General features: G+C 70.3%; 16 protein-coding genes. 11 read left to right on the forward strand and 5 right to left on the reverse strand.

Features of this window, described 5'->3' with window-relative positions:
• Positions 1 to 70 precede the first annotated feature (70 nt).
• The gene (locus tag ACZZZB_RS14980) at positions 71 to 706 is read right to left on the reverse strand and encodes a response regulator (protein ID WP_463530094.1); all 636 of its coding nucleotides are present in this window, start codon (positions 704 to 706) and stop codon (positions 71 to 73) included.
• Positions 700 to 1,896, reverse strand: coding sequence for a sensor histidine kinase (locus ACZZZB_RS14985; RefSeq protein WP_191941652.1), 1,197 nt, complete (start codon positions 1,894 to 1,896; stop codon positions 700 to 702). Before ACZZZB_RS14985 ends, ACZZZB_RS14980 begins: the two co-directional genes overlap by 7 nt.
• Positions 1,897 to 2,088: 192 nt before the next feature.
• Here ACZZZB_RS14985 and ACZZZB_RS14990 point away from each other — a divergent pair, with 192 nt between their 5' ends.
• Positions 2,089 to 2,655, forward strand: coding sequence for a GlcG/HbpS family heme-binding protein (locus ACZZZB_RS14990; RefSeq protein WP_191941651.1), 567 nt, complete (start codon positions 2,089 to 2,091; stop codon positions 2,653 to 2,655).
• A gap of 86 nt (positions 2,656 to 2,741) precedes the next feature.
• Here ACZZZB_RS14990 and ACZZZB_RS14995 read toward each other — a convergent pair whose 3' ends face one another.
• Together ACZZZB_RS14995 and ACZZZB_RS15000 are read right to left on the reverse strand one after the other, a co-directional pair.
• A complete protein-coding gene (locus ACZZZB_RS14995) occupies positions 2,742 to 6,650 on the reverse strand; it encodes a glycoside hydrolase (RefSeq protein WP_463530095.1) in 3,909 nt (1,302 codons plus the stop codon).
• Positions 6,651 to 6,873: 223 nt separating this feature from the next.
• On the reverse strand, positions 6,874 to 7,914 hold the full coding sequence (locus ACZZZB_RS15000) for a LacI family DNA-binding transcriptional regulator (RefSeq protein WP_079706855.1): 1,041 nt from the start codon (positions 7,912 to 7,914) through the stop codon (positions 6,874 to 6,876).
• 150 nt (positions 7,915 to 8,064) lie between these two features.
• Between ACZZZB_RS15000 and ACZZZB_RS15005 the strand changes: the two genes are divergently transcribed.
• The 7 genes from ACZZZB_RS15005 to recR all read left to right on the forward strand — a co-directional run bounded on the left by ACZZZB_RS15005 (position 8,065) and on the right by recR (position 21,036).
• Positions 8,065 to 8,988 carry a carbohydrate ABC transporter permease gene (locus ACZZZB_RS15005; RefSeq protein ID WP_463530096.1) on the forward strand — a complete coding sequence of 308 codons (924 nt, stop codon included), beginning with the start codon at positions 8,065 to 8,067 and terminating at the stop codon, positions 8,986 to 8,988.
• Positions 8,988 to 9,869, forward strand: coding sequence for a carbohydrate ABC transporter permease (locus tag ACZZZB_RS15010; protein ID WP_463530097.1), 882 nt, complete (start codon positions 8,988 to 8,990; stop codon positions 9,867 to 9,869). Before ACZZZB_RS15005 ends, ACZZZB_RS15010 begins: the two co-directional genes overlap by 1 nt.
• A 138-nt stretch (positions 9,870 to 10,007) precedes the next feature.
• Positions 10,008 to 11,360 (forward strand): ABC transporter substrate-binding protein, encoded by a 1,353-nt coding sequence (locus ACZZZB_RS15015; protein WP_085512469.1) that lies wholly within the window; start codon positions 10,008 to 10,010, stop codon positions 11,358 to 11,360.
• 117 nt (positions 11,361 to 11,477) lie between these two features.
• Positions 11,478 to 13,235, forward strand: coding sequence for a glycoside hydrolase family 35 protein (locus ACZZZB_RS15020; RefSeq protein ID WP_463530098.1), 1,758 nt, complete (start codon positions 11,478 to 11,480; stop codon positions 13,233 to 13,235).
• Between the two features lie 278 nt (positions 13,236 to 13,513).
• Complete coding sequence (locus tag ACZZZB_RS15025) at positions 13,514 to 17,497, forward strand: family 43 glycosylhydrolase (protein ID WP_463530099.1); 3,984 nt, start codon at positions 13,514 to 13,516, stop codon at positions 17,495 to 17,497.
• 134 nt (positions 17,498 to 17,631) lie between these two features.
• Entirely contained in the window at positions 17,632 to 20,433 is a 2,802-nt protein-coding gene (locus ACZZZB_RS15030; RefSeq protein ID WP_463530100.1) for a DNA polymerase III subunit gamma and tau, read from the forward strand.
• Between the two features lie 3 nt (positions 20,434 to 20,436).
• Positions 20,437 to 21,036, forward strand: a complete 600-nt coding sequence (gene recR / locus ACZZZB_RS15035; RefSeq protein ID WP_056014479.1) for a recombination mediator RecR — start codon at positions 20,437 to 20,439, stop codon at positions 21,034 to 21,036.
• A gap of 321 nt (positions 21,037 to 21,357) precedes the next feature.
• On the opposite strand, the gene ACZZZB_RS15040 is transcribed toward recR, so the two are convergent.
• Complete coding sequence (locus ACZZZB_RS15040; RefSeq protein WP_064296091.1) at positions 21,358 to 22,110, reverse strand: GNAT family N-acetyltransferase; 753 nt, start codon at positions 22,108 to 22,110, stop codon at positions 21,358 to 21,360.
• Positions 22,111 to 22,322: 212 nt separating this feature from the next.
• On the opposite strand from ACZZZB_RS15040, the gene ACZZZB_RS15045 reads away from it, so the two are divergent.
• From ACZZZB_RS15045 to ACZZZB_RS15055, 3 genes are all read left to right on the forward strand, one after another.
• Positions 22,323 to 23,609: an aspartate kinase gene (locus ACZZZB_RS15045; RefSeq protein ID WP_079706865.1), complete on the forward strand. Its 1,287-nt coding sequence runs from the start codon at positions 22,323 to 22,325 to the stop codon at positions 23,607 to 23,609.
• Between the two features lie 112 nt (positions 23,610 to 23,721).
• Positions 23,722 to 24,789, forward strand: coding sequence for an aspartate-semialdehyde dehydrogenase (locus ACZZZB_RS15050; RefSeq protein ID WP_192005618.1), 1,068 nt, complete (start codon positions 23,722 to 23,724; stop codon positions 24,787 to 24,789).
• Positions 24,790 to 24,823: 34 nt separating this feature from the next.
• On the forward strand, positions 24,824 to 25,555 hold the full coding sequence (locus tag ACZZZB_RS15055) for an SGNH/GDSL hydrolase family protein (RefSeq protein WP_194645252.1): 732 nt from the start codon (positions 24,824 to 24,826) through the stop codon (positions 25,553 to 25,555).
• Positions 25,556 to 25,631 lie beyond the last annotated feature (76 nt).

Raw genomic sequence — 25,631 nt, forward strand, 5'->3', positions numbered from 1 at the left:
TCGACAGGCTCAGGGAGCGTGGAACCGTTCCGGTCACTGAGCTTGTCGAAGTGCCCCGGGAAACCCAGGTTCAGCGGTGCTCGGGCGGTCGGACGATGCCGCGCTGTCGAGCCGCGGCGATGGCGGCGCCGCGACCGTCCACCCCGAGTTTCGTGTAGATGTGCGCGAGGTGGGTCTTGACGGTCGTCTCGCTGATGAACAGCCGACGCGCCAGTTCGCGGTTGCCGAGACCATCCGTGAGCAGCTCCAGGATCTCGGCCTCGCGCGGGGTCATGGCTTCCTGGCGATGTTGCAGGTGATGCATGAGCCGTGATGCCACCGGTGTGCTCAGCGCGCTCTGTCCCATCGCGGCCGTTCGCACCGCGCGGAAGATCTCCTCGGGCGACGACGTCTTGAGCACATACCCGACGGCTCCCGCATCGACGGCCCGGACGATGTCGGCATCCGTGTCGTAGGTGGTGAAGATCAGCACCTGCGGTGCCGGGCTGAGCGCGCGGAGGCGCCTGGTTGTCTCGATCCCACCGATCCCGTCGCCCATCGCGAGATCGACGACCACGAGGTCCGGCTGCGCCTCGGCGACGAGTGGAACCGCGTTCTCTCCGGACGACGCCTCACCCACGATCTCGAGGTCGGGTTGGGTCTGCAGGATCAGGCGCAGACCCGCTCGCACCACGGCATGATCGTCGACCAGGACGAGCCTCAGCACGTCGACCCCGCATCGGTCGGGAGCTGGGCGACGATCACGGTGCCGTCACCGGGGGCACTCTCCACCGTGAACCGACCGCCGAGCTGCTCGATCCGCTGCCGCATCGCCCGCAGTCCGTAGCCGCCGGTGCTCGACGGTTCGGGGACCGCCGACGCATCGAATCCGACCCCGTCGTCGGCGATGTCGACGACGACCTGGTCGGCCAGACAGCTGAGGGTGACATGGATCGCCGATGCGCCGGCATGGCGATCGGCGTTCTGCACGGCACTCTGACAGACGCGCAGGATCGCGTGGGCGATCTCAGGCGGGTAGGGCCTCGGCTCGCCGTCGATGCGCAGCTGGGCGGCGGGGGTCTCCGCGACGAGATGTTCGAGCGCTGATGCGAGACTGATGCCGTCGAGCCGGGGTGAACCGAGGTCGTGGACGAGGTTCCGCGCCTCGCCGAGCGTCGAGCGGATCAGCTCGACCGCCTCGCGCAGACGGGCGCGGCCGGTGTCCGGAGACGTGTCGATCGTCTGCGCGGTGGCCTCCATGATGAGGAGCGAACTCGCGAGTCCCTGGGTCACGGAGTCGTGGAGTTCGCTCGACACCCGCGCTCGCTCCTGAGCGATCCCGGCTTGTCGCTCGGTCGCGGCGAGTCGCGCCTGGGCTTCCGTCAGTCGACCGATGAGCGCCGCCTGCGTCCGATTGTCCGACTCGATCCGTGAGGTGACGACGCTCACGAGCGCAGCCACCACCGCTGTACCCACCACGATCGTCCAGTCGAAGCCGCCGGTGAGGACGAGGAGCGAGCGAGCGCAGACCGCGGCGAGACCAACGGCGACCCACGCGGTCGGGAAGGCGCGGCGTGCGAGGAAGTAGACCGAGAACGCCGTCCACCAGAAGCTCGGGGCGATGAGTACGAGCAGCGTCCACAGTGCGAGCAGGATCACGACGAGGATCCGGTGTCGGACGCCCGTCTTCCGCGTGGCGAGGAGGTAGGCGGCCGCGGTCGCGACGGTCAGCGCCGCGACGGTCCAGATCACCGCCTCGACCCCGTGGCTCATGACGTATCGCACGGCCGAGGTCACGAGCAGTGCGAAGAAGGTGAGGTTGAGCACGACGTCGAGGGGCGTCGCGCCGAGGGCTGCGGCTCGGCGGTACGGGCGAGAGAGCGGGGTCGCGTGGACTGATGTTCGATCGTCTGACATGGGACCCTTCCGGCGATCCCTCCATGCTAGGCGAGCCTCCGAGGGCCGGCCTCATCCGAAGGGATGAGGGCCGGTCGGCCGTTGGCCCGACCGGATCCGGGCGGCGCGGACGAGGTGGAGGAAGCGCCGCCGGACGAGAGTTGTCGGAGCGCATCGTCCGATGCTGAAGCACGAACAACCCAGAGGAACACCATGAAACAGTCACGCACCGCACGCCTCGGCACCATCGTCGCCGGGCTCGCCGTCCTTGGAACCCTGACCGCCTGCACCGGCCCCGCCTCGTCGACGACCGCGACCTCGGCATCGCCGGTGGCCGAGGCCGCGGAGTCCCGGACCGTCGAGCTTCCGCGACTGTCCGCCGACGCAGCGATGGAAGCTGCGACCGCGGCACTCGAGTCGTGTCGAGCGAGCGGGGTCGGGTTCGTCACCGTCTCCGTCGTCGACCGCTTCGGGCAGGTGCAGGCCGTGGTCCGCGGTGACGGCGCTGCGGAGCACACCCTCTCGGCGTCGGCCGAGAAGGGGTACACGGCGGCGGCGTTCGGAGCGAACACCTCCGAGCTGACGGAGCGCCTGCCGGAGGGTGGCGGGGCGACCCTCCGCGACCTCGAGGGGACCCTGTTCCTGGCAGGCGGGGTGCCGATCAAGGTCGGTACGGCGACGATCGCGGGCATCGGCGTCGGTGGGGCCCCGGACGGCATGGTCGACGAGGGTTGTGCGGCGGCGGGCGCTGCGGTGCTGGCGGAGGACGCGGCGAGCTGACGGTCGGCTCGGCAGAACGCGAACGCCCGTTCGCCCACGTTTGGGCGAACGGGCGTTGCGTCGCCCGAAAATGGGCGAACGGAGGGCTAGCTCGCTGTGCGACGACGACGTGCGAGCAGCACCGAGGCGAAGCCGACGAGGCCGAGGAGCAGCGCGACGAGCCCGATGCTCGACACGTCCACACCCGTGCGCGACAGCGAGTCGGTGCCGGCAGCCGAACCGCCCGAGGGCGAGCTCGTGCCGTCACCACCGCCGACCGCGCCACCGCCGGCGCCCGTGCCGGGACCGGTCCCGGGATTCGTCCCCGGGTCGGTGCCGGGATCGGTCCCCGGGTCCACCGCGGCGGCGAGCACCGTCACCGGCGTGGACGTCGTCTCGACCGGCGCGAAGCCATCGGCCGAGACCGTGACCCGCACCGCGAGCGCGGCACCCGCACTGCCGGCGGGCGGCGTGAACGTCGCCGTGTCGGCACCGTCCACGACCTCGTCGTCGAGCAGCCAGGCGTAGACCACGGTGGCGTCCTCCGGGTCCACGACGACTGCCGCGGTCGTCGGGACACCCTCGCGGGCCACGCTCGACAGCGTCGCGATCGCGACCGCCGTCCGGGCGAAGGTGATGGTCGTCGACTGCGTGGTCACCCCGTCGGCCGCCGTCACCGCGATGACGACACCGTCGGTCGCGTCAGCCGCAGCACGGGCGGCAGTCGCCGGCGCTGCTTCGAGCGGCTCGATCGTCACCGTCGCGTCGCGGTCGGCCGGGATGGCGTCGACCACCGGGTCGGCGGACCCGGCCAGCGGCACCTCGTACTCGAGGACGCCTGCGTCGAAGCCTTCGACCGGCGTGCCGTTCACCCGCAGCGCGGCGAGGCTCGCCTCGGTCGCGACCGACGGTGCGAGCGCATAGATCTCAACCTCCGAGACGACCAGGTGGGTGTTCGCGTACGCCGTCATCACGATGCGCACCGCACTCGTCGTGACGCCACCGAGGTCGACGTCGACGACCGGAGCCGTCCCATCGGTCGGTACCGGCACAGCGATCGCCCCACTCGGAGCGTCGATCCACGCGCCGTCGGCGTCGCGCACCTGCACGGTCAGTGCACTCGGCCAGCTGTTGGTGCTCCCGTCCTTGTAGGCGTAGAAGGTGACGTGCTCGATCGTGTGCTCACCGCCGAGCTCGTAGCTCAGCGTGTCGCTCGCCGGCTTGTTCGACGAACGCCAGTTCGACCAGCCCTTGTCGTTCCGCACACCGTTCTTCGTGTTGCTCGCCGGGTAGCCCGACTCGGTGGACGTCGCACTCGCGACGGTCGTGGCGTCCGGCGCGATGTTCCGCTCACCGGGCGCCGTGACGATGATCGACAGGAGTGCGTCGATCGGTGCCGCGGCCGGGTCGTTCGAGGCCGCAGCGCCGCGCACCTGCACCACACCGGTGTCGGCGAGGTCGGCGTCGTCGAGGGTGCTGAAGTCCCAGGTGACGGGCGTGTCGAAGCGGTTGGTGCTCGCCCCGATCTGCGCCGGGACCGTGGTCGGTGCCGCAGCGATGACGGCGCTCGCCGGTGACCCCGCGGCGACCGTCAGGGAGACCGGCTCGGTGGTCGTGAAGCCCCCGATGTCGACGGTGGCCTGCGCGGTGAACGCCGCACCCCACCCGTCGGTGCCGGAACCGTTCACGACGATGGTGCCCGGCGTGTTCCAGTCCACGGCCGAGGTGTCCCACGTGACCGGCACCTGAGCGCCCTGGACCGCGCCGTACAGCGGGACAACGGTCGCGGGCAGCGCCGCCGGAACACCGGCGACGGTCTGCACCGTGACCGGCTGCACACCCGTGAGGGCGGTGTCGACGAAGTTCCACGTCTGGTTCGCACCGTTGTTCGACTGGTAGACGCCGACGGCGGCGCCCGTGGTGGTGGACTGCCCGCCGACCTCGAGGGCCTGGCTGGTGCCGACGTTCACGAGGCTCCATTCGGAGCCGTTGGTCGTCGTCGGGATCCACTGCAGCGACGGGTCGGCCGCAGCCTGTTCCCGCGTCGCAGCGACGAGTGAGGTGCCGGCGGAGTTCGCGGAGAGGAGTGCCCCGGACGAGCTGCGGACGGCGTAGCGGTCGGTGTTCGTGCCGCCACCCGAGAGGAGCTCGGTGGTCCACACCTGCGCCGCGCCGGTCGTGGCGTCGGAGGCACGCGGGGTGATCGTGCCGGCCGGGACGGTCCCGGTCGTGGCTGCGGCAGTGAACGCCTTCGCGCTCTGCTTGCCGACGAGCTGGTAGGCGTGTCCGTCCTGGAACGGCGCCGCGTCGGCTGCGACACCGGTCGCACCGTCGACGAGGAAGGTGGTGACCGACTTCGCCGGGACGGTGAGCGTCGCCTGCTTGGTCACCGGGTCGATCGACACGGCGTCACCCTGCACGAGTGCGTTGGCGGTGACGTCGTCCGCGGGGGACTCCGTCGTCACGATCGGCGTGACCGTCGCGCCGGGAGCGATGTCCGCGAACTTCGACAGGTCGATGGTGATCGTCCGAGCCGAGGTCGACGGGTTGGCGTGCACGAGGGTCGCACCGGTGCCATCGGCACGGAGCGCCGTGGTGGTCTGCGCGTCCGTGGAGGGGATGAGGTGGTCACCGGGCTGCACGTAGTGGGTGAAGTTGCGCAGCGTGTTGTACTTCGCGTTCGTCTTCACGGAGCAGCTCGGGTCGGCGTCGCCGTCGGCGATGCGTCGCTCGGAGTCGCCCTCGGCGTTGCAGTCGAAGTCGATGAGGACGCTGCCCCAGTTGAGCTTCTCGACCTTCTCCATGTTGTAGAGGTCCTCGACGGGCTGCCAGAGCACCCAAGCGGTCGGCTCCAGGTTGCGGAGGTCGTCGATGAGGTGCGTCGCCATACCGATGCCGTTGTCGATGTTCGTGAGGTTGTGCTTGCCGCTGGAGTCCCAGTTGCCCTCGACCTCGCTCATCCACAGCGGTTTGCCGGCGGTCTTCGCGATGTCGCGCGCGACGACGCTGCCGCCCTGGCCGTAGCTGTGGACGTTGAGCTGCGTGACGAGGTCCTTGGCGGTCTGCGACCAGCCGTTCCAGTTCGTCGCGAAGATGCCCGGATTCGTCTCGTCCATGGCCGCGATGACGGCCTCGGTCGAGGTGCCCTCGGCGGCGAGGCGCTCGGCGAGGGCCTTGATGACGGTGTCCTGCATGGCCGGGCCGATGTGTGCACCCTCCTGGCGTCCACCCTTCGGCCAACCGGTGGCCTCGTCGATCTGGGTGCCCCAGTAGTTCGTGTTCGGCTCGTTGAAGGGGTCGATGGTGTCGAAGTCGATGCCCGTGTCGGCCTCGAGGTGGTCGACGACGGTGGTGAGGTACGCGACGAAGTCGTCGACGCTCTCCGGCTTCAGCTGCTCGTCGGCGGCGTTGAAGTTGCCCGAGGCGTAGCCGCTCTCGGTCATGAAGTACGGCGGGGAGTTGCTGAACGCCTCCCACTTGGTGATCTTGTCCTTGAGGGCCGTGAGCCACCAGCGCTGGGTCTCATCGGCGTCGAAGTCGTAGGAGGCCGGGTCGTCGGCGTCCCAGGCGGCGGCGTAGCGGTCGCGGTCGGCGTAGTCGGAGGTGATGGGGCCGTCGGCGTCGCTCGCTACGAGGTCCGGGTTCCACCAGCCGTCGACCGCACCGCCGGCCCGCAGGTAGGGCGGGACGTCGCTCGCGTTGCCGCCACCGATGTTGTAGCGGGCGATGTTGAGGTTGAGACCGTCCTCACCGAACACCTTGTCGAAGAGGTCCTGACGGACGTCCGCCGGGTAATCGCCCGTGGCGTTGGCGAACCAGACGAGGCTCGTGCCCCAGCCTTCGAACGCCTCGTTCTGGTAAGCCGGGTTGGGGGTGATGGTGAGGGGAGTGCTCTCCGCGGCGGCCGCAGGTGCGGCCTCCACAGTGGCGAGTGCTGGGGCGATCGCGGCGATGCCGAGGGCGACGGCGACGGTCGCTCCGATCGTTCGTCGGCGGACTGGTGACGGCAGTGTCATCGGTGGTTCCTTCGTTGGAGGCCGTGGTGCAGGGGATGTTCACGTGAACATTCAGCGGCGTCGAACCACCGTGTTCACGTCAACATTTCCGACGAGTATGGGCGACCCCTCGCTCGGGTGTCAAGGCGGGGCCGGTCGCTGAGGTCCCCGTTCCGGTCGCTGAGCCTGTCGAAGTGCGGCACATCGTCGCGCGCCGGTGGCGCGGACGACGAGCTGCCTCACCTCAGCGCGCGGGCGGCGGAGCCGTGCTAGCGCGGACGACGAGGGACGTCGGGGTGAGGGGCTCGGTGGAGAGCTGCGGGCCCTCCTCGATCTCGCGGAGGAGGGTGGTGATCGCCCGGCGTCCGATCTCGTCGAAGTCCTGATGCACCGTCGTGAGCGGCGGCCAGAACGAGTCCGACTCCGGGGTGTCGTCGAAGCCGACGACACTGATCGACTCCGGCACGGCACGCCCGCGCTCGTGCAGGGCGCGCAGGAGCCCGAGCGCCATCTGGTCGTTCGAGGCGAACACGGCCGTGATCTCCGGGCGCTCGGCGATCTCGAGGCCGATCTCGTAGCCCGAGGTCGTCGACCAGTCGCCACGGAACGCGGGCGGCGGCGTGATCCCGGCCTCGCGCAGCGTGTCGGCCCAGCTCTGCTCGCGACGGGCCGCCGAGTACGACGTGCGGGGGCCGGCGATGTGCCACACGCCCTGGTGCCCGAGGTCGAGGAGGTGCTGGGTGGCGAGTGCCGCACCCTGCGCCTGGTCGTTGTCGACGACCGGGTAGTCGGTGCGTGCCGCGGAGTCGATGACCACGACGGGCAGGCCGGAGGGCAGTTCGACGTCGGCGCCGTCGACGATGTGCGACTCGATGACGATGATGAGGCCGTCGACGTCCTGCTCGCGGAGGCTGTCGAGTGCGACCGCGACGTCGCGTTGCGTCGGGTACTCGACGGGGACGACCGTCACTGAGTAGCCGGCCCGTGCGGCCTGGACCGTGATCGCGTCGAGGGTGCGCATGTTGCCGTAGGAGGAGAGCGTGAACATCGTGATCCCGATGCTGCGGGTTCGCCCGGATCGCAGGGCGCGAGCGGCCTTGTTCGGGCGGTAGCCGAGCTCGTTCATGGCCTCCAGCACGCGGTCGCGGGTGCCGTCGTCGACGTTGGTCAGCCCGTTCGCGACGCGGGAGACGGTCTGGGAGGAGACGCCGGCGTGCGCCGCGACGTCCGCCATCGACGGTGCTCGCCTGGCGCGGCCAGGCGCTCTCCGGGTGGTGTCCGTCATGGTCTCCCTATCGTCGCATCCATCCTTGCATGTTGACGTGAACATGCTATGGTACCGATCAGATGTTGACGTAAACATCCACCGCGATCCCTCCCCCGCACGGCTCCACCGCACGACGGTTCCGCCCGAATCCCAGCAAGGAAGCTGCCCATGACCACTACGACCGCTCGCACCGGCCGGCCACCAGCGGTCCGTGTCCACCGACGCGACCGCCGGGATTGGAAGGGCTGGGCGTTCATCGCCCCCTTCATGATCGTCTTCGCGCTGATGATCATCGCGCCCCTCGTCTACGCGCTGTACCTCAGCTTCTTCCAAGAGAAGCTCATCGGCGGCAACGCCTTCGTCGGTTTCGAGAACTACGCCCAGGTGCTCCAGGACCCGAAGTTCTGGGAGCCGTTCGCTCGCGTCGCACTGTTCTTCGTCGTGCAGGTGCCGATCATGCTCGCCCTGTCGCTCACCGCCGCACTCGCGCTCGACAGCGCCAGGCTCCACGGCGCCGCCTTCTTCCGTATCGCGCTCTTCCTGCCGTACGCCGTCCCGGGCGTCGTCGCGGCGCTCATCTGGGGCTTCATCTACGGCGACCAGTTCGGTCTCGCCGGCAGCTTCAACGACCTCGTCGGTGCCCAGATCCTCGAGCCGTTCAGCTCCCAGGCCGTCCTCGCGTCCATCGGCAACATCGTGACGTGGGAGTTCATGGGCTACAACATGCTCATCTTCTACGCCGCCCTCCGCGTCGTGCCCGGTGAGATCTACGAGGCGGCCGAGATCGACGGGGCCGGACAGTTCCGCACCGTCTTCAGCATCAAGATCCCCGCCCTCCGCGGAGCGCTCGTCATCGCCACGATCTTCTCCGTCATCGGGTCGTTCCAGCTCTTCAACGAGCCGAACCTGCTGAAGAACCTCGCGCCCAACGTGATCACGAGCAACTTCACCCCGAACATGTATGCCTACAACCTGTCCTTCGCCGGCCAGCAGTTCAACCTCGCGGCGACGGTCGCGATCATCATGGGCGTCATCACCGCCGTCATCGCCTACGTCGTGCAGGTGCGCGGCTCCCGACAGGAGAACAGCTGATGGCCACCGTCTCGAACCCGACCGTCCGCCCGCAGACCGTGTCGACCCGGACCGCCCGCAACCCGCGCGCCTTCGACCGCCCCACCCGGAAGCGTCACGACCCGCGCCGCAAGCGCTCGATCGTCCTCACGATCGTCATGGCCGTCTTCCTCATCTACTCGGTCGTCCCGATCCTGTGGCTCGTCATCAACGCGACGAAGTCCCAGCCCGACCTCTTCTCCTCCTTCGGCCTCTGGTTCGGCGACGGTGGGTTCAACCTCTGGCAGAACATCGTCGACACCCTCACCTACCGCGACGGGCAGTTCGTCGGCTGGTTCGGCAACACGCTGCTCCGGTTCCCCGGCAAGCGCGCCGTGTTCGCGATCATCCTCGGCTCCATCGCGGTGCCGGGCACGGCCCTCGCCGTCCCGACCTTCCTGATGTTCAGCCAGCTCGGCCTCACGAACACGCCGTGGGCGGTCATCCTGCCCTCGCTCGTCAGCCCGTTCGGTCTGTACCTCATCTGGACGTACGCGGTCGACGCGGTCCCGACCGAACTGCTCGAGGCCGCCCGCATGGACGGCGCGGGTGAGTTCCGCACCTTCTTCACGATCTCGCTTCGACTGCTCGGCCCCGGCATCGTCACGGTGCTCCTCTTCGCCATCGTCGCGACCTGGAACAACTACTTCCTGCCGCTCATCATGCTGTCGGAGCCGACCTGGTATCCGCTCACCGTCGGCCTCAGCCAGTGGAGCGCCCAGGCCACCGGTGTCGCCGCACAACCGATCTTCAACCTCGTGATCACCGGATCGCTCCTGACCATCGTCCCGATCGTCATCGCGTTCCTCTTCCTGCAGCGCTTCTGGCAGTCGGGCCTCAGCGCCGGCAGCGTCAAGGGCTGATCCCCGCCGTTCCCAACCCGCACCACCCGCATCACCAACCGGTCCCTGAGCTTGTCGAAGGGCACCACCTCCGCCCTTCGACAGGCTCAGGGACCGGGGCATCACCTCCTCCTCCCAACGCAGTGAAAGGAAACACCCATGAAGCGCATCTCACCGTCTCGCACGGTTCTGCGCCGCGCGGCCACGGCGGCCGTCGCGTCCGCGATGATCGGAGCCTCGCTCGTCGCCTGCTCGTCCGGCGGCGGCAGCACCGCCTCGGGCGACGCCAAGGACATCGAGTCCGCCCTCGAAGCCGGTGGCGAGATCACCTACTGGTCCTGGACGCCCTCCGCCGAGGCGCAGGTCGCCGCGTTCGAGAAGGCCTACCCCAAGGTCAAGGTCAACCTCGTCAACGCCGGCACCAACACCACCGAGTACACGAAGCTGCAGAACGCGATCAAGGCCGGTAAGGGTGCCCCCGACGTCGCGCAGGTCGAGTACTACGCCATCCCGCAGTTCGCGCTCAGCGACTCCCTCGTCGACCTCAACGCCTACGGCTTCGGCGACCTGAAGGACGACTACAGCCCCGGCCCTTGGAGCTCCGTCAACATCGGCGACGGCCTCTACGCCCTCCCGCAGGACTCCGGCCCCATGGCCATGTTCTACAACAAGACGGTGTTCGACCAGTACGGCATCGCCGTGCCGACCACCTGGGACGAGTACATCGCGGCAGCCGCACAGCTGCACACGGCCGACCCGTCGAAGTACATCACCAACGACTCCGGTGACTCCGGTTTCGCGACCAGCATGATCTGGCAGGCCGGTGGACGTCCGTTCACCGCCGACGGCACCAAGGTGAGCGTCAACCTCGCCGACGAGGGCTCCAAGAAGTGGGCCGACACCTGGAACCAGCTCGTCGAGGGCGACCTGCTCTCCAGCGTCCCCGGGTGGAGCGACGACTGGTACAAGTCGCTCGGCAACGGCAGCATCGCGACGCTCATCACGGGCGCCTGGATGCCCGGTGTGCTCGAGTCGTCCGTCGCCGAGGCCTCCGGCCAGTGGCGCGTCGCCCCGATCCCGACCTACGACGGCAAGCCCGCCAACGCCGAGAACGGTGGCGGTGGCCAGGTCGTGCTGAAGCAGAGCAAGAACCCGGCGCTCGCCGCGGGCTTCCTCAAGTGGCTGAACAACGACGAGGACAGCGTCAAGGTCTTCCTCGACAACGGCGGCTTCCCGGCGACGACCGCCGACCTCAACTCCGACGAGTTCCTCTCCGCAGCTCCCGAGTACTTCGGTGGACAGAAGATCAACGAGGTCCTCGTGCAGGGCGCGAAGGACGTGTCGACCGGTTGGCAGTACCTGCCCTACCAGGTCTACGCGAACAGCATCTTCGCCGACACCGTCGGACAGTCCTACGCGAACAAGGCCGACCTGAACGACGGCCTCGCCGACTGGCAGAAGCAGCTCGTCGAGTACGGCAACACGCAGGGCTTCACGGTCACCGAGAAGTAGTCGAACGGCACCTGTAGCACCAGCACCATCGACCGCGGCCGGTCGGAGGGTCCTCCGGGATCCGCTCCGGCCGGCCGTGGTCGCTCCATCCGCACCCCTTCATCACGGAGCCCCAGCATGCCCACCTTCTCCATCGGCGACGACGACTTCCTGCTCGACGGTCAGCCGTTCCGGATCATCTCCGGAGCCCTCCACTACTTCCGGGTGCACCCCGAGCAGTGGGCGGACCGCATCGCGAAGGCGAAGCTCATGGGCCTCAACACCATCGAGACCTACGTCGCGTGGAACCAGCACAGCCCCGAGCGCGGCGTGTTCGACACCACGGGCGTGAACGACCTCGAACGCTTCCTCGGCCTCGTCGCCGACGCCGGCATGTACGCGATCGTGCGTCCCGGCCCCTACATCTGCGCCGAGTGGGACAACGGCGGCCTCCCCGGCTGGCTGCTGCACGACCCCGAGCTCGGCCTCCGTCGCAGCGAACCGCGCTACCTGGCCGCCGTCCGCGAGTACTTCGAGGCGCTGTTGCCGATCGTCGCCCCGCTGCAGATCGACCATGGCGGTCCCGTCATCCTCGTGCAGGTCGAGAACGAGTACGGCGCCTACGGCGACGACCACGGCTACCTCCGCACGCTGACGGACTGGACCCGCGAGCTCGGAATCACCGTGCCGCTGACGACCGTCGACCAGCCCACGGCCCAGATGCTCGAGGACGGCAGCATCCCCGAACTCCACAAGACCGGCTCCTTCGGCAGCCGCTCGCTCGAACGCCTCGCGACCCTGCGTGAGCACCAGCCGACCGGGCCGCTCATGTGCTCGGAGTTCTGGGACGGCTGGTTCGACCACTGGGGCGAGCACCACCACACGACGCCCATCGCCGAGACGGCGGCGGACCTCGACGCCCTCCTCGCTGCCGGCGCGTCCGTGAACATCTACATGTTCCACGGCGGCACGAACTTCGGCTTCACCGGTGGCGCGAACGACAAGGGCCAGTACCGCTCGCACGTCACCTCCTACGACTACGACGCGCCCCTCGACGAGGCGGGCCACCCGACGGAGAAGTTCTTCGCCTTCCGCGACGTGATCGCGAAGTACGCCGAGGTGCCGACCGAGATCCCACCGGCGGCGACGGACGCCCCGGCGTTCACCGCGTCCTTCGAGCAGGAGGTCCCGTTCGCCGACGTGGCCGACGAGATCGCGCCACTCCAGGCGTTCGACCGGATCCCGACGATGGACGAACTCGGAGCGTTCAGCGGTCTGGCGCGGTACCGGGCGTCGCTCGGTGGACGCGGCGGGGTGCTCCGGTTCGCCGAGGTGCGCGACCGCGTGGTCGTCTCCGTCGACGGCGTGCCGGTCGGTGCACTCACCCGCGAGTTCAAGGAGCGGTCCATCGTGATCCCGGCGGGTGAGACGCTCGAACTCCTCCTCGAGAACCAGGGCCGCGTCAACTACGGCAAGCGCCTGGGGGAGCCGAAGGGGATCATCGGGCCCGTGTCGCTCGACGGCGTGGAACTCACGTCGTGGGGCATCGCCCCCGTGGCCCTCGACCGCCTCGACGCCGTCGTGGACGCCGCAGCCACGCGCACGTCCGGCGCCACGATCAGCGGTGCCGGGCCGGTCCTCCTCACCGCCACCGTCACGCTCGACGCGCCCACCGACCTGTTCCTCGACACCGCAGCCTGGGGCAAGGGGCTCGTCTGGGTGAACGGCTTCCTGCTCGGCCGCTACTGGTCGCGGGGGCCGCAGCACACGCTGTACGTCCCCGGCGGCCAGCTCCGTGCCGGGGAGAACCGCTTCACGGTGTTCGAGTTCCATGCGCTCACGACGCCGACGCTCTCCTTCCTCGCCCGCCCCTCCCTCGGCCCGACCGAGTTCTAGCCGCCCACGATCCGGTCGGCGTCGCCCGCACAGACGCGGCGCCGACCGCACCACCCGGTCCCTGACCCCTGTCCCGGTCCCTGACCTCAACCCCCGGTCCCTGACCTCAACCCCGGTCCCTGACCTCAACCCCGGTCCCTGACCTCAACCCCGGTCCCTGACTCCAACCCCGGTCCCTGAGCTTGTCGAAGGGCCACCGAACCGCTTCCCGCCCTTCGACAGGCTCAGGGACCGATCCAAACGCAGCACCCCACGATGACGTGAAAGGACGCCGCAGCATGCGACGAGCGACGAGACGACCCGACCGATCGACACCGGATGGAGGTGCCGCCGTCCTGCGGCGGGGTGGTCTCGCCGCAGGCCTCCTGACGGTCGCCATCGTCGGCACCACCGCCCTGACAGCCGGGAGCGCGGCCGCTGCCGAGGCGCCCGCGGCGACCCTGCTCGGCTGGGGCGACCCCGCGGCTCCCGCGGAGCTCGTCGGCACCCCGGTGACCGGCGTAGCCGCCGGTCTCGGCCACGCCGTCGTGCTCGGTGCGGACGGCACCGTGCTCGCGTGGGGCGCCGACGGCTTCGGTCAGGCGACCGTCCCGAGCCTCACGGGGACGATCACCCAGGTCGCGGCCGGCACGAACCACTCGCTCGCGCTCGCCGCCGACGGCACCGTCACCGCCTGGGGCCGCGATGCCGACGGCCAGGCCACGGTCCCGGCAGGACTCGACCGGGTCCTCCGCATCGCCGCCGGCGGACCGAACTCGGCCGCCGTCCGCGCCGACGGCACGCTCGCGCTCTGGGGTGACGACGCGTTCGGACAGAACGACCTCCCGATCGCGCTCGACGGTGCACGCGTGACCGATGTCGCGATCGGATCCGGCTTCACCGTCGCCCTCACCGACGACGGTGACGTCGTCCCCTGGGGTCGGAGCGACGCCGGACAGCTCGAGCTCCCGACGGCGCTCGCCGACGAGGACGTCGTGCAGCTCGCCGCCGGCACCGACCACGCGCTCGCCCTCGCCGACGACGGCACCGTCCTCGCCTGGGGTGCGGACGGCTCGGGCCAGACCGAGGTGCCGGCGTCCCTCGACGGGGTCGACGTCGTCCGTGTCTTCGCGGGTCCGTACCTGTCCGGGGCGATCGCCGCCGACGGATCGGTCACCGTCTGGGGTGCCGACGACGCCCGTTCGGCGCTGCCCGACGGTCTGCTCGCGGTCGGTGTCGCGCTCGGCGAGACGGGTGCCGTCACCGCGGCCGGTGCAGTCCCCGTCGCCGGTGGCACGAACGGCGGCCCTGGCAACACCGTCGATTCCCTGCCCGGCGGCACCGATCCCGGAACCGGGCCGGGCGGCGAGCCCGGGGCGGACCCGGGTGCCGGTCAGCCGGGTTCGGGCGCGAACGCAGGCGGTGCCGGTGGGCTCGCCGTGTCGGGTGTCTCGATCGCCGCCGCGGTGATCGTTGCTGCGGTGCTCCTGCTCGCGGGTGCACTGCTCATCCTCCGCCGTCGTCGGGTCGGGGCCTCGAGCGCCGCCGAGGACGCCTCCTCCAGCGGCGGTGTCGGGCGCAGTGGCGTCGCGGGCGCGGTCGTCCTCGCGCTCGGGCTCTCCGGCGCCCTCGTCACGGTGGACGCACCACGCGCCGAGGCCGCACCGAGCTACCCGAGCCCGACGGTCGACGAACTCGTCGCCAACGACTTCGTCCTCTACTTCGCGAACGCCGGCAGCACGGTGACCGACGCGGTCTCCGCCGGCGACCACATCGGGCTGTACCAGTCACGCACCGACCAGTCCTACGGGGTCGACGCCGCCACCGGCGCGTCCTGGGGATTCGTCGCCGACGCGAACAGCAACCCGACGGCGAACAGCTCCTCCGGGACCGAGAAGACCGCCTCCCTCCGGTACGACGCACCGCCCGCGGGCAGCTCCCTCCCGACGCGGTCGGTCGACTACGCCTTCGACCTCCCGGCCGGCAAGTACGAGGTCACCCTCGGGTTCAACCTGCCGAGCGGTTGGGCGGCACGACCGCTCGACCTCAAGGCCGAGGGCGAGACGCTCGCCCAGGTCACCGCGCCGGCCGGTGCGCTCCTCGAGCAGCAGCTCACGGTGAGCGTCGACGACGGCACCCTCGACCTCGAGGTCCACAGCCCGGCGGGTCGGACCAACACCTACACCGACCCCGCGGTGAACTACCTCGTCATCCGAGCGCCGCACACGGCGTCCACCGAGGTGCTCGCGGCGAAGATCCGAGCCGTCACGCTCGACGAGGGGCAGCGCGCCGGCTACGTCGCCGACTCGCTCGCCGTCCTCGACGCGGCGATCGCCGACGCCCAGGCGCTCGTGGACGCCGGGTCGACCGACACCGCGGCACTCACCGCCGCCTACGACGCGCTCGGTGCCGCACGCACCGCACTCCGGCCGATCGTCACCTACGACTCGTTCCGCCCGGGCCAGGCCTGGGTCGACGATCAGGGCAACCCGATCCAGGCGCACGGCGGGCAGGTCGTGCCGTCGACGGATGCCGACGGCCAGCCGATCTACTACTGGTATGGCGAAGACCGGTGGAACGGCTACGCGAGCAGCCGCGGGGTGCACGTGTACTCCTCGCGCGACCTCTACAACTGGACCGACGAAGGTCTGGCGTTGCAGGCCCTGTCGACCGTCGACCAGCTCACGACCGATCCTGCCGCAGCCGAGCTGTACGCCGACTACACGGCCCGGCAACGCGCGGCGGTCGTCCGCGACCTCCTGACGGTCCCGAGCGACCCGGCCGTCCCGGCGGCGATCCTCGAGCGGCCGAAAGTCATGTACAACGCCGCCACCGAGCAGTGGGTCATGTGGACCCACACCGACGGACCGAGTGCGACCTCCGACGCGCAGTACGCGAAGGCGACCGCCGGGGTCGCGGTCTCCGACTCACCGACCGGCCCGTTCCGCTACGTGGACAGCTACCGCCTGAACGTCGCGCCCGAGGGCGAGCCGAACTACCAGCCCGACAGCCCCGGTATGGCGCGCGACATGAACCTCTTCACCGACGTCGACGGCACCGGCTACATCATCTACGCGAGCGAGGAGAACCTGACCCTCTTCATCTCCAAGCTGTCGTCGAACTTCATGTTCCTGTCGGCACCCGTCGACCGCGCCGTGAAGGGCGAGGACTTCACCCGCACCTACATCGGTGGGCAGCGCGAGGCCCCGGCGGTGTTCGTCTACGACGGCACGTACTACCTCATCACCTCGGGCGCGACCGGCTGGAACCCCAATCCGGCCAAGTACGCCACCGCCGACTCGATGCTGGGGGAGTGGACCGACCACGGCAACCCGGTGAGCGGCTCCGGTGCGTCGACGACCCACGGCAGCCAGAGCACGTCCGTGATCCCCATCGACGCGGCCGCCGGCAAGTTCATCTACATGGGTGATCGCTGGACGCCGTCCGACCTCCGCAACGCGCCGGCCGTCTGGCTCCCGCTCGAGTTCGGCGACGACGGGTCGCTGTCCCTGAAGTGGTACGACGAGTGGACGCTCGCGGACCTCGAGGGCAAGGGCAAGGTCGCGATCGACGTCGACGTGCCGGCGACCGTCCGGCTCGGCGACGCGAGCACGCTGCCGAGCGAGGCGCAGGTCACGGAGGGTGGCACGACGACCACCCGGTCGATCACGTGGGACACCGCGGCGCTCGCCGTCCCCGGCCCGGTGTCGCTCACCGGCACGGTCGAGGGCGTCTCCCGCCCCGTGACCCGGCAGGTGACGGTCGTCCCGAAGGACCTCGTCTACCTCGTCGACGCCGGGGGATCGGCGTCGCCCGAGTACGACGCGATCCGCTCGGTGGCGGACGCCGACGGCACCCTGCTCAACTCGACGTTCGACCGGACGCTCGGGGCCGACGCTGCCACCGGCGCGAACTGGGGCGTCATCGGTGCGGAGACGGGCACGACCGACGGGCCGTTCTCGGAGTCGCTCCGCTACGTCGCGAGTTCCGCGACCGACCGCACGCTGGAGTACGCGTTCGACTCCCTCGACGCAGGGAGCTACGACGTGTACGTCGGGCTGTACGACCCGTGGTCGCAGTGGGCGGACAACCGGCGCGCGGACATCGGGGCGAACGGGGCGACGCTGCTCAGTGCGCAACCGATCACCGGCACCCCGACCGTGGCGACGCTGTCGTCCGTGCAGCCGGATGCGGACGGCCGTCTGTCGATCACCCTCGATCCCGTCGGTTCGGGTGGCGGCACCGACGTGCAGCTCTCCTGGATCATGATCGTCCGACGCTGACGGCTTCCGCCTGAAGCACACGTTCCCTCGCCCATTCCTGGGCGAGGGAACGTTCGTTCGCCCGGGAATGGGCGAACGAACGGGGGAGTCCGATCCCCGACTCCGATGTCGGGGGCGACGGCTACCATTGGTGGGTGGTCACAGCTCTGTATCGCCGGTATCGGCCCGAGACGTTCGCCGACTTGATCGGTCAGGCGCAGGTGACCGATCCCCTCATGACGGCCCTCCGCACCAACCGCGTCAACCACGCGTATTTGTTCAGTGGTCCACGCGGTTGCGGCAAGACGACGTCCGCGCGCATCCTCGCCCGCTGCCTCAACTGCGCCGAGGGCCCGACCGACACCCCATGCGGCGTCTGCGCGAGCTGCGTCGACCTCTCCCGCGACGGCTCCGGCTCGCTCGACGTCGTCGAGATCGACGCGGCCAGCCACAACGGTGTCGACGACGCCCGCGACCTCCGCGAGCGCGCGATCTTCGCGCCCGCGCGCGACCGCTACAAGATCTTCATCCTCGACGAGGCGCACATGGTCACCCCGCAGGGGTTCAACGCCCTGCTGAAGATCGTCGAGGAGCCGCCGGAGCACGTGAAGTTCATCTTCGCGACGACCGAGCCCGACAAAGTGATCGGCACGATCCGCTCCCGCACCCACCACTACCCGTTCCGGCTCATCCCGCCTGCGCAGATGCTCGACTACGTCCAGCAGCTGTGCGAGAGCGAGCACGTGGGTGTCGAGGCCGGCGTGCTGCCGCTCGTCGTCCGGGCCGGTGGCGGTTCCGCCCGCGACACGCTGTCCCTGCTCGACCAGCTGATGGCCGGGTCCGAGGGCGACTCCGTGGACTACGAGCGCGCGGTCGCCCTGCTCGGCTACACCCACACGGCCCTGCTCGACGAAGTGGTCGACGCCCTGGCCGCCCGCGACTCCGGTGCCGCCTTCAGCACCGTCGACCGCGTCATCCAGACCGGCCAAGACCCACGCCGCTTCGTCGACGACCTGCTCGAGCGACTCCGCGACCTCATCGTCGTGGCGGCCACGGGCGAGAACGCGGCGGCGGTCCTCCGCGGGCTCCCGCAGGACGAACTCGACAAGATGCTCGCCCAGGCGCGGGCGTTCGGCATCGCCGAGCTGTCCCGCACGGCCGACGTCGTGAACGAGGCGCTCACCCAGATGACGGGCGCGACGTCGCCCAGGCTCCACCTCGAACTCATGATGGCGCGCATCCTCGTGCCCGCAGCCGACGACTCCGCTCGTGGTGCATTGGCCCGGGTGGAGCGGCTCGAGCGTCGCATCGGTGTCGACGGTGCTGCCGCCGAGGGCGGTCAGGTCGCGGTCTCGGCGCAGCCCGTTGTCGCCGACCGCGCTCCGGCCCCCGCCAGCGTGGTCCCCGCCAGCGTGGTCCCCGCCAGCACGGCGGCGAGCTCCGCCCCGGCTGCCGCCCCGTCCGCAGCTTCCGGCCAGTCCACGGCCCCCGACCGTCGACCGGCGCAGGAGTCCGACCACGCGCAGACCGCCGCACCGACCCCCGCCGCCCCTCGGGTCGGCCCGGTCACCCTGCAGCACATCCGCGACGCGTGGCCCGAGATCGTGGCGCGCGTCGAGAAAGCCGACCGCAAGGCCTGGATGATCGTCGTCAACACCCAGGTCGGCGGGTACTCGGACGACGACGTCCTCACGCTCGTCTTCGCGAACAACAGCGACCTCAACGACTTCAAGGCACGGCACGCCCCCGGTACCGGTGTCGCGGAGGTCTTGCGTACGGCGGTCCTCGACGTCCTCGGCGTGCGGGTGAAGTACCTCGCCAAGGTGGCCGGTGCCGACGAGCCGCCGGCACCGCGCGCCGCTGCGCCCGCCACCGGCGCTCCGTCGTCGGAGTCGTCCGCCTGGTCGACCCCGAGCCTGCCGCAGACCGTCCCAGCCCCTGCAGCCCCGTCGTCATCAGACAGCAGCGGCGGGTCGGCATCCCGCTCCTCGTGGCCCACCGTCGCACCAGCCGGTGGCGAGCCCGCCTCCGCTGCGCCGGCCGACGCCGCGCCATCCGCTGCTGCGCCATCGGCACCCGCGTCGTCGGTCACCGCCCCGGCCGAGGAGCAGACCTCCGTCTCCGCCTCCTCGTGGGCGACGGTCGCGCCGCCGGCCGACGAGCCCGAGCCGTCCTCGGTCCCTGAGCCTGTCGAAGGGCCGTCCCCGGTCCCTGAGCTTGTCGAAGGGCCCGAGCCTGCCTCGTCGACGCAGCCGTCTCCGGTCCCTGAGCCTGTCGAAGGGCCCGCGTCCGCGTCCGAGCCTGCTTCGGCGACCCGGCTGTCTCCGGTCCCTGAGCCCGTCGAAGGGCCCACGTCGTCTCCCACGCCTGCCTCGTCGACGCAGCCCTCCTCGGTCCCTGAGCCTGTCGAAGGGCCCACCCCGTCTTCTGCGCCTGCCTCGTCGACCCGGCCGTCTCCGGTCCCTGAGCCTGTCGAAGGGCAGCCCGGGCGACCCGCCGGATCCGGAGCCCCCGGGACGCCGGCCGGCTCACCCGCGCAGCGCCAGCCGTCGACCCCGCCGCGCCAGCAGGCACCCGCCCGAGGCCCGTCCAACGGTGACGCGCTCGGCTCGCGCACCGTCACCTGGGACGTCGTCTCGATCCCGTCCGACGACGACGCACCGCCGCCGGACGACGAGCCGCCCTACCCCGACCCGTTCGAGTCGTCGGCCCCTGCTCCATCCCCTGCTGCCGGCGCGCCATCAGCAGCTCCCGCCAGCTCCCCGCAGGCCGCACCGCCTGCGGCGCCGGTCGCCGAGCAGCGCCCGCAGCCCCCGGTCCGGATGCGCCAGGCGCCCCCGGTGCCGACGTCCCACCCCGCGGGTGACAACCGGTACGGCGAGAGCGTCGTCCGCGAGCTCCTCGGCGCGACATTCATCGAGGAGCAGCCGCACGAGCCGCGCTCCGGAGGGCGGTAGGCCATGTACGAGGGAATCGTCCAAGATCTGATCGACGAGTTCGGCCGGCTGCCCGGCATCGGTCCGAAGTCGGCGCAGCGCATCGCGTTCCACATCCTCCAGACGGAGTCGTTCGACGTGTCGAAGCTCGCCGAGCTGCTCACCGTCGTCCGCGAGAAGGTCAAGTTCTGCGAGATCTGCGGCAACATCTCCGAGCAGAACCTCTGCAGCGTGTGCCGCGACCCGCGTCGCAACCCGGCCCTGATCTGCGTCGTCGAAGAACCGAAGGACGTCGTCGCCATCGAGCGTACGCGTGAGTTCCGCGGCTTCTACCACGTGCTCGGCGGCGCCATCAGCCCGATCGACGGCGTCGGACCCGACGACCTGAACATCCGTCGTCTCATGCAGCGCCTCGCCGACGGCACCGTCACCGAGGTCATCATCGCGACCGACCCGAACCTCGAGGGGGAGGCGACCGCCACGTACCTCAGCCGGCTGCTCCTCCCGATGGGGATCCGCATCACGCGCCTCGCCTCCGGTCTCCCCGTCGGCGGCGACCTCGAGTACGCCGACGAGGTCACCCTCGGTCGTGCCTTCGAGGGTCGCACCGTCGTCAGCGGCTGACCCGTTCACAACTCAGGAGTGCTTCGGCGGGTCGACGACCTCGGGCGCGGAACAGCCTCGCCACGCCGGAACGCTCCTGAGTTGCGAACCTCCTGAGGTGTCGCCGGGTGTGTTCACCATTCAGGACGCTCGCCGGTGTGTCGCGTCCGAGGGCGTCGCACGAGTGGGACACCCGGACGTCCTCCTGAATTGCGAACGTCTCGGGGGCTCGACGGGGTGTTCACAACTCAGGCGACCCTCGGCGTGGCGCCGCTGTCCGGCAGGTGCCGGCGCCGACACACGGCGACGCTCCTGAGTTGTGAACGTCCTACCGGGCGCGCCTCAGGCGTCGGCGGAGGGCGCCGGCCACTCGGCGACCACCGGCCGGGCCGACAGCTGTCGGCCGATCGCGGAGAAGCCGAGCTTGCGGGCGACGGCGCGTGAGCCGGGGTTCGTGTCGGCGGCCCGCCACTGGGGGAGGAGTCCGGCCGCGAGGGCGTGTTCGACCGCGGTCGAGGCCAGACGGGTCGCGAGACCGGTCCCGCGAGCCTCCGGGGCGGTCAACGCGGTCACGTGCGCGACGCCCAACGGCCACGACCGGTAGCCGGCGACGGCGAGGACCCGCCCGTGCTCGCGCACCGAGAACAGCGGAGACGTGATGCCGAAGATCCCGCTCTCCGAGGCCTCGTCGTCGCCCACCTTCGACAGCAGCGACTCGATGGCGGGGTCGCTCGCCTTGCTCGCCACCACGTCGATCTCCTCGGCCGGTCGGAACCGCCCCGGCAGGAGGTAGTCGAGCGTTGCCGGTCCGAGGACCTCGGCGACCTGCACGCGCGAACGGAGGAACTCGACCGTCCCGACGCTCCTCGGTGATTCGTCCTCGATGGCGAGTCGCCTGGCGGTGTCCTCGTCGGGCACGATCGCGAGGGCGCTCCCGTCGATCTCGACGACGCCGATCCATCCGGGCGGGCACGCCATCGAGCCGGCGTTCACGACGACGGCGACCCGGCCGGCGGAGAACCGCGCGGTCGGCGAGGCGAGCCCCTGCCAGAGGCGTCGCACCGTCGCGAGCACCCGCGCGTCTTCCTGCTGCATAGGCCAACCCTACCGAGGCCCACCCGTCTCACCACCGCAGGAGATCGGCCCGACAGCAGGACCGGACGGGCCGAAGCGTCCTGCTGCGGGGCGGATCTCCTGCCCCGGAGCGGGTGAGGGTGCCCTTCGTCACATGAACGGCGCGGAATGCCCGGATGGGTAGGATGATCGCTGGGCCGCTCGTGCCCGCACCGACTTCCCCAGGAGATCCGATGGCATTGATCGTGCAGAAGTTCGGCGGGTCCTCCGTCGCGGACGCCGAGAGCATCAAGCGCGTGGCGAAGCGCATCGTGGAGACCCGCAAGGCGGGCAACGAGGTCGTCGTCGCCGTCTCGGCGATGGGCGACACGACCGACGAACTGCTCGACCTCGCCCACGAGGTGACGCCCATCCCGGCGCCCCGCGAACTCGACATGCTGCTGTCCAGCGGCGAGCGCATCTCGATGGCGCTCCTCGCGATGGCGATCAGCAGCATGGGCTACGTCGCACGCTCCTTCACCGGCAGCCAGGCCGGCATGATCACCGACGCCCAGCACGGCGCCGCGCGGATCGTCGACGTCACCCCCGTGCGCCTGCGCGAGGCCCTCGACGACGGCGCCATCGTCATCGTCGCCGGCTTCCAGGGCTTCAACCGCGACACCCGCGACATCACGACGCTCGGTCGTGGCGGCTCCGACACCACGGCCGTCGCGCTCGCCGCGGCCCTCGACGCCGACGTCTGCGAGATCTACACCGACGTCGACGGCATCTTCACCTCCGACCCCCGCGTCGTCCCGAAAGCCAGGAAGATCGACCGCATCTCCAGCGAGGAGATGCTGGAGCTCGCGGCCTCGGGCGCCAAGGTCCTCTACATCCGCGCCGTCGAGTACGCACGCCGCCACGGCGTGACGCTCCACGTCCGGTCGTCCTTCAACAACAACGAAGGCACGCTCGTCCTCAACGACGCGAGCCGCAACAACCCAGGAGCAGGTGAGGCACCCATGGAGCAGCCCATCGTCGCCGGAGTCGCGACCGACCTCAGCGAAGCGAAGATCACCGTCGTCGGTGTCCCCGACCTGCCGGGCAAGGCGGCGGAGATCTTCACGATCGTCGCGAAGTCGGGCGGCAACGTCGACATGATCGTCCAGAACGTGTCGACCGCCGTCTCCGGCGTCACCGACATCTCGTTCACCCTGCCGAAGCCCGAGGCGCAGCAGGTCCTCCGCGCGCTCGCAGCCGAGCAGGAGCGGGTGGGCTTCTCGGCCATCCAGCACGACGACCAGATCGGCAAGCTCGCCCTCGTCGGGGCCGGCATGCGCACGAACACCGGCGTCTCGGCGAAGCTCTTCGAGGCGCTCAGCGCAGCGGGCATCAACATCGAGATGATCTCGACCAGCGAGATCCGCATCTCGGTCGTGACGCGTGCCGACACCCTCAACAAGGCCGCCAACGTGGTCCACTCCGCGTTCGGTCTCGACGGCGAGGACGAAGCCGTCGTCCACGGCGGCACCGGCCGCTGAGCCGGCTCCTCCACAGGCTCCGGAACCAAGCCGACCACGGACCGACGGGCGCGATCCCGCCGATCCTGATGCAAGATGGTTCACAACAACCCCTGAAACCAGAGGAATCCCCATGAGCAACGGTGTACGTGTCGGTGTCGTCGGAGCGACCGGTCAGGTCGGCAAGGTCATGCGCCGCCTGCTGGAGGAACGCGAGTTCCCGATCAGCGAGATCCGCTTCTTCGCGACGGCTCGCTCGGCGGGCACGACGCTCCCGTTCCGCGGCCAGGACATCGTGGTCGAGGACGTCGAGACGGCCGACCCGAGCGGCATCGACATCGCCCTGTTCTCGGCCGGCGCGACCGGCTCCCGCACGCAGGCTCCGCGGTTCGCCGCTGCCGGCGCGCTCGTCATCGACAACTCGAGCGCGTGGCGGATGGACCCCGAGGTCCCGCTCGTCGTCAGCGAGGTGAACCCGCACGCCATCAAGGACGCGGTCAAGGGCATCGTCGCGAACCCCAACTGCACGACCATGGCGGCCATGCCGGTCCTCAAGGTCCTCGACGCCGAGGCCGGGCTCACGCGCCTCATCGTCAACACCTACCAGGCGGTCTCCGGGTCCGGGCTCGCCGGTGCGGCTGAACTCGCCGGCCAGATCGAGGCCGCGGTCGCCCAGGGCGACCTCACCCGACTCGTCCACGACGGTTCGGCGATCGACTTCCCGGCTCCCGAGAAGTACGTCGCCCCGATCGCCTTCGACGTCATCCCGCTCGCCGGCTCGATCGTCGACGACGGCCTGGGCGAGACCGACGAGGAGAAGAAGCTCCGCAACGAGAGCCGGAAGATCCTCGAACTCCCCGAGCTGCTCGTGTCGGGCACCTGCGTACGCGTGCCCGTCTTCACCGGCCACTCGCTCTCCATCAACGCCGAGTTCTCGCGCGACCTGTCGCCGGAACGCGCGATCGAGCTGCTCAGCGACGCACCGGGCGTCCAGTTGTCGGACGTGCCGACGCCGCTCGAGGCCGCCGGTGCAGACCCGTCGTTCGTCGGGCGCATCCGTCCGGACCAGAGCGCGCCGGCCGGCAAGGGCCTCGCCCTGTTCATCTCGAACGACAACCTCCGCAAGGGCGCCGCCCTCAACGCGGTGCAGATCGCCGAGATCGTCGCCGCCGAGCTGCTCGCACAGCCCGCAGCGGTCTGACCGGCCCTCCCTCCACCCGATCGGGGACGACGACATGGCCCGCCAGCGACCACGCCTGCGCCGACGGTGGTTGGCCGCGTTCATCGCGGCGGCCATCGCCGTCACCGCGGTGATCACCGTGAGTGGCCTGCGTGCCGACGTCCAGCAGACGACGGTCGCCCGCGCCGACACCTCCGGGTCCGAGGTCGCCGTCGGACCACTCGTCGCGTTCTACGGCGACTCGTACACCAAGGGCTCGGCAGCGTCGTCGCCCGCCGCCCGTTGGTCCTCGCTCGTCGCGCAGGCCGAGGGCTGGACGGAGTACAACGCCGGCTACCCGGGCCTCGGCTTCGTCCGCAAGCGCGACAAGGTCGGCGATGTCACGGCCGACGTCATCGCGCAGCACCCCGAGGTCCTCATCGTCGCGCTCGGCATCAACGACAACTTCGAGTGGACCGGCAACGAGCAGGCGATCCAGGACGCGATCCTGCCGGAGTTCCAGCGGCTGCGCGACGGGCTGCCCGGCACCCGCATCATCGTGGTGGAGCCCTGGTGGTACACCGCTGAGCGACCGGCGTCCGTCGAACAGATCATCGGCTGGGTGCACGACGCCGCCGACACCATCGGGGCCGACTACATCTCCGGGGCGTCGCACTGGCTGGACGAGGACCCGGCGACGTGGATCTCCGCCGACGGCCTCCACCCGAGCGACGCCGGGTACGCGCACCTCGCGCAGCGCATGCTCGAGGAGCTCGACGCCCTCACCCCCGCGCTCCCCGGACGCTGAGCCGGCGGGCAGACAGTCGGGGCGAAGTGTCTCGACATCGAGCGATCTCACTGCACGCGATCAGCGACAGCACGCG

The organism is Plantibacter sp. AC185 (genome assembly GCF_979258065.1).